This window comes from Streptomyces prasinopilosus, from assembly GCF_001419695.1.
GTDB lineage: Bacteria > Actinomycetota > Actinomycetes > Streptomycetales > Streptomycetaceae > Streptomyces > Streptomyces prasinopilosus.
The window spans coordinates 1-5,208 of record NZ_LIRG01000650.1 but is presented as its reverse complement, the minus strand read 5'-3'; the positions used below and the strand labels follow the sequence as shown (position 1 = coordinate 5,208).

Genomic DNA, 5,208 nt, shown 5'->3' with positions numbered 1-5,208 from the left:
TGGACAACCCGCTGCGCGCCGCCCCGCACCACAGCTCGGCCACCGCGCAGGCGCGCAGCGGGTTGTCCAGGTACAGCGGGTGGGAGATCCGCTCGGCGAGGAGGTCCCGCAGCGGCACGTCGTGCCAGTCCCAGCTCGGCGCGTACGCGCAGACGCCCGTGGCGCGGTCCACCTGGCCCGGCACGCTCACCCCGGCCCCGAGCACCCGCGCGGACGCGACGCCGGCCCGCTCCACCACCGAGCCGACCACCGAGGCCACGTGGTGCACGACCCGCTCGGGCCGGCTCTCGCCGGGACGCACCTCCTCCTCGGCACGGGCCAGCACGTTCAGCGCCAGGTCGAACAGCTCGGCCCGGACGTACGTCTCGGCGAGGTCGACGCCGATCAGGGCGCCGCCCGCCGCGTCGACGGCCACCAGGCCGCGCGGACGGCCGCCGGCCGACTCCTCGAACCCGACCTCGGTGATCATGCCGAGGCCGAGCAGCTCGCCGACGAGGGTGGCGACCGTCGCGAGGCTGAGCCCGGTGGCGGCCGCCAGCTCCTGCCGCGAGGCGGGGGACTCGGCGATGATCTGGCGCAGCACCTCGTAGCGGTTGGCGGTACGGATGTCCCGCGAGGTGCGCTTCACCGGAGGTGCCCCCGTCCCCGCCGTGCCGGGCGGCACCGGCGCGCGGCAAGGCTACGGTCGGTGCCGGTGTTCGACAAGGGGTTCGGAAAGGGGCTGGAGGAAGTCGGGCGGGGCCGGGGCGCGGTCAGTCGCCCAGGACGTCCCGCACGAACGCGTTGCTGAACGTGCCCTCCGGGTCCAGCGACCGGGCCAGGGCCCGGAAGTCGCCCAGCCGCGGGTAGCGGGCGCGGAGCCCGGCCGCCGGGACGGTGAACACCTTCCCCCAGTGCGGCCGCGCCTCGAAGGGGGCCAGGGCCTCCTCCAGCCGCCGGACCACGGGCAGCACCGCGGGCGTGTCGGCGACCCAGGTGAAGTGGACGGCCACGGTGTCGCGCCCGTAGGAAGGGCTCAGCCACTGGCCGTCGGCGGCCACGGTCCGCACCTCGCAGGTCTGCAGCACGGGGGCGACCGCATCCCGGATCCCGTCGACCGCGTGCAGCATGTCGACGGCGAACCGGCGCGGCAGCAGGTACTCCGACTGCAGCTCCGCCCCGCTGCTCGGGGTGAACTCCGCGCGGAAGTGCGGCAGCCGCTCGTGCCAGGGACCCGGCACCCCGAACTGCTCCGTGCAGTTGACCGCCGGCATGCCCGGGACGGGATGCAGCCTCTCGGTCGCGGGCGCCGCCCAGGGGAAGTCCGGCAGCGGCCGGTCCGTACGCCGCTTCACCCACACCTGCCGGAAGCCCGGCGCCGCCCAGTCGGTGAACAGGCTCACGCTGTACCCGGCCGACATCACCGCCTCGAAGGCGGCGAGGTCCAGCCCGGCCGACGGCAGCTCGGTGAAGAGGTGCTGCTCGACCTCGAACGCCGGCTCCAGGTCCAGGGTGAGCGCCGTGACGACGCCGAGCGCCCCGAGGGAGGTGACCGCACCGCCGAACCGGGCCTCGTCCCCGCGGCCGATCCGCACCGTCGAACCGTCCGCCGTGACCAGCTCCACCTCGCGCACCGCCGAGGAGAGCGGGCCGTTGCCGACCCCGGAGCCGTGCGTGCCGGTGGCGACCGAACCGGCCACCGAGATGTGCGGCAGCGACGCCATGTTCGGCAGCGCGAGCCCCCGCTCGTGCGCCCGGCGGGCGAGTTCCGCGTACCGCACGCCGCCGCCCACCCGCACCGTCCGGGCCGCCGTGTCCACGTCGACCCGGGCGGGCAGGGCGTCGAGCGAGAGCAGGACGCCGTCCCGGCCCGGTTCGGCTATCGCGTTGAAGGAGTGCCCGCTGCCCAGGACCCGCACCCGGCTGCTCCCGGCGACCAGCGCGCGCAGCCGGTCCAGGGTGTGCGGACGGTGCAGCTCCTTGGCGGCGTACGTGATGTTGCCCGCCCAGTTGGTCACGGTCTCGGCCATGGGTCGTCCTTCCCCGAGGTGCGGGACCGGACAGGTCCCCGCCGGAATTTATCGCGGGGTCCGGGGTAGGCGTCGCCCGGCCGCCTCCCCGCGGGGGCCGGCCCCGGACCCGTGCGGCGCCGAGGCCGGCGGACACCCGCAGGACGCCCCCGTTCCCGCGGGCACCGGGGGGTGTCCCACGTCACGTCGGGGCCCCGGTACCGCGGACCGGGAGGCGGGGGCATACCGTGAGGAGTCGTACGTCCGAGCCGGGAGTCGTACGTCCGAGCCGGAAGGAGACACGGGATGGGCAGCGGCAGCCGTACCGCGCTGGTCGAGGATCTGATGGAGCGGTTCCCGCACGTGCCGCGCGAGGCCGTCATCAAGGAGGACCTGCTCCGGGGCGGGGTCGCCTTCGATCCGTCCGCCCTCAGCGACAACGAGAAGGGCGAGGTCAAGCCGAAGTCGTACTTCATCTTCTCCTTCGACCACGGCACCCTGCCCGAGCTGGGCGAGGCCGCGCTGCGGCGCCCGCCCGAGGAGATCATCCTCACCGGCGGCCCCTACGACCTGCGCCGCACCGTGGTCTCCGTCCGGGTGAACCCCTCCTCCCCGTACCGGGTCGCCGCGAACGAGGACGGCGTCCTCGGGCTCTACCTCGACGGGAAGCGCATCTCGGACGTCGGCGTACCGCCGATGCCCGAGTACTACCGGCACACCCTCTCCAACGGGAAGTCGGTCATGGAGGTGGCCCCGACCATCCAGTGGGGCTACCTGATCTACCTGACCGTCTTCCGGGTCTGCCAGTACTTCGGCGCCAAGGAGGAGTGCCAGTACTGCGACATCAACCACAACTGGCGCCAGCACAAGGCGGCCGGCCGCCCCTACACCGGGGTCAAGGACGTCGAGGAGGTCCTCGAGGCCCTGGAGATCATCGACCGCTACGACACGGCGAAGGCGTCCACCGCCTACACCCTGACCGGCGGCGCGATCACCAGGACGGTCTCCGGACGTGACGAGGCCGACTTCTACGGGCACTACGCCAAGGCCATCGAGGAGCGCTTCCCCGGCCGCTGGATCGGCAAGGTCGTCGCGCAGGCGCTGCCCAAGGACGACGTGCAGCGCTTCAAGGACTACGGGGTGCAGATCTACCACCCCAACTACGAGGTGTGGGACGAGTACCTCTTCAAGATCTTCTGCCCGGGCAAGGAGCGCTACGTCGGGCGTGACGAGTGGCACCGGCGCGTCCTGGACTCCGCGGACGTCTTCGGCGCGCGCAACGTGATCCCCAACTTCGTGGCGGGCGTGGAGATGGCCGAGCCGTTCGGCTTCAAGACGGTCGACGAGGCCATCGCCTCCACCACCGAGGGCCTGCGCTTCTTCATGTCGCACGGCATCACCCCCCGCTTCACCACCTGGTGCCCCGAGCCGACGACCCCGCTCGGCAAGGCCAACCCGCAGGGCGCGCCGCTGGAGTACCACATCCGGCTGCTCGAGGCCTACCGCGCGACGATGGACGACTTCGGCCTGTCCTCGCCCCCCGGCTACGGTCCGCCCGGACCGGGGCGCGCGGTGTTCTCCGTCAGCTCCTTCATGGACAGCCTCTCGGAGCAGGCGCCCGTCGAGGCCTGATCCAGCGAGGGCCACGAGGGGCCGGGGACGAGGACGGGGAAGGCCGGAACGCCGAGACGTTCCGGCCTTCCTTGCGTATCCTCCGGCGGAGAGCGTGCGGCGGAGAGCGCGCGCGAGGGGCGCGCACCCGGGTGCCGCGCTGCCCGAAACGGAGACGGCGCTTGTCAGTTGTGTCGAGGTCGTGAAAAGCTCGCCCATCGCCCCGAGGAAACCCAACTTGACCGTCGACGCGGTGAGTTGACCTCGTTCGTGGATGCAGGAGACCCATGCCCGACCTGCCGGCCCCCCAGGACGCCACCGAGACAGCGCTGTTCTCGGAGTGCTGGGACGCGGTGCTCTCTTACGCCGATCTCTGCACGGCCGGCTCCACCGCCGCCGCGCACCTCGCGCGGGAAGCGTTCGCACAAGGCATACGCGAGGTGCGCGAGGCGGAGGCGGGCACCGTGCGCGGCACCGGCCGCCGGGCGTCCCGGCTGCCCCGCATACCCCTGCTGCTGACCGCCGTGCGCGCCACCGCGGCGGACTGGGAGGACACCGGCCAGGGACACCGGCTCGACCCCGACCTCCGGCTGTGGCTCCACTCCGACCAGGCCGCCCGCCACACCGGCCCGCCGCTGAGCCGCCCGGTCGCCCTGCGCGGACTGCGCGACCTGCAGCAGGCCGACGCCGAACTGCTCTGGCTGGCCGAGGCGGAGTCCCTGCCCCTGCCCCTGGCGGCACGCCGGCTCGGCCTCGACCCCGCCACCGTGGCCGACGAACTCGACCAGGTCCGCGGCCTGTTCCGGGACCGCTGCCACCGCAACCACCTCGACTCCCCGATGGACGCCGAGTGCCGCAGCTACGCCCGGCTGCTGGACGCCGTCACCCGCTCGCCCGCCGCCGACACCCCCGACGACCTGTCCCGGCACCTCGCCACCTGCGTGCGGTGCGCGGAGGCCGCGGCCTGCCTCCGGCTGCACGACGGCGGGCTCCCCGCCGCGCTCGTCGGCGGGGTCATCGGCTGGGGCGGCCTCGCCTACCTGGAACGCCGCCGCCGCGCGGCCGAGGCGCGCCTCGGTCCCGCCCGGCCCGACGGCCGCGGGGCGGGCGGCGCCCCCGCCGACGGACCGGGCCGGACGCGGGCCGTCCGGGGCGGGCTGATGGCCGCCGCCGTCCTGGTGTCGGGGCTCGCGCTCACGGTCTCCCTCCTGCAGTTCGGCGGCGGGGAGGCCGACAGCGCGACCCGCTCGGCCGCCGACCGCCGAGCGGCCGACCCGGGCCCGTACCCGCCCGCGGACCTCGGCGCCCCGTCCGCCCCGGCCCCGGACCGACGGCGGGACACCGCCGGCCGGCCCGGGGCGCGCTCCTCGGAGGTGGTGCCGGCCGGCGGTGTCCCGCCGTCGGGGGAAGCGGTGTCCGGGGCCGGGGCGGACGGGGCGCCGAGGTCCGCGGGCGGGTACGGGCCCGGGTCGGCCGCTTGGCGGTCGGCGGCCGAGCGGGTCGCGCTGTCGGCCTCCCCGCCGCCGAACTGCAGGAGGGAGACCGTGAGCGCGAGGCCCGACAGCAGGACGGCGGCGGCCATCAGCCCGGCCCGGACCTGTCTCGTATA

The 5,208-nt window shown here is 74.7% G+C and carries 4 protein-coding genes; 2 read left to right on the top strand and 2 right to left on the bottom strand.

All coding sequences use genetic code 11. The annotated features are described in order from the left end of the window. Together AOK18_RS23960 and AOK18_RS23955 are read right to left on the bottom strand one after the other, a co-directional pair. On the bottom strand, positions 1-628 hold a 628-nt coding region (locus AOK18_RS23960), incomplete at its 3' end, for an ROK family transcriptional regulator (RefSeq protein ID WP_157865153.1). A gap of 124 nt (positions 629-752) precedes the next feature. Then, positions 753-2,009, bottom strand: coding sequence for an FAD-binding protein (locus AOK18_RS23955; protein ID WP_055695679.1), 1,257 nt, complete (start codon positions 2,007-2,009; stop codon positions 753-755). Positions 2,010-2,294: 285 nt separating this feature from the next. Here AOK18_RS23955 and AOK18_RS23950 point away from each other — a divergent pair, with 285 nt between their 5' ends. Together AOK18_RS23950 and AOK18_RS23945 are read left to right on the top strand one after the other, a co-directional pair. After that, positions 2,295-3,620 (top strand): radical SAM protein, encoded by a 1,326-nt coding sequence (locus AOK18_RS23950; protein WP_055695678.1) that lies wholly within the window; start codon positions 2,295-2,297, stop codon positions 3,618-3,620. Between the two features lie 266 nt (positions 3,621-3,886). Then, positions 3,887-5,208: cellulose-binding protein (locus AOK18_RS23945; protein WP_240503294.1), on the top strand; the 1,322-nt coding region annotated here is incomplete at its 3' end.

What these genes read in the sequence shown, in the direction of transcription:
- AOK18_RS23955 (WP_055695679.1), bottom strand. Translation starts at nt 2,009, where the DNA reads ATGGCCGAGACCGTGACCAACTGGGCGGGCAACATCACGTACGCCGCC.
- AOK18_RS23950 (WP_055695678.1), top strand. Translation starts at nt 2,295, where the DNA reads ATGGGCAGCGGCAGCCGTACCGCGCTGGTCGAGGATCTGATGGAGCGG.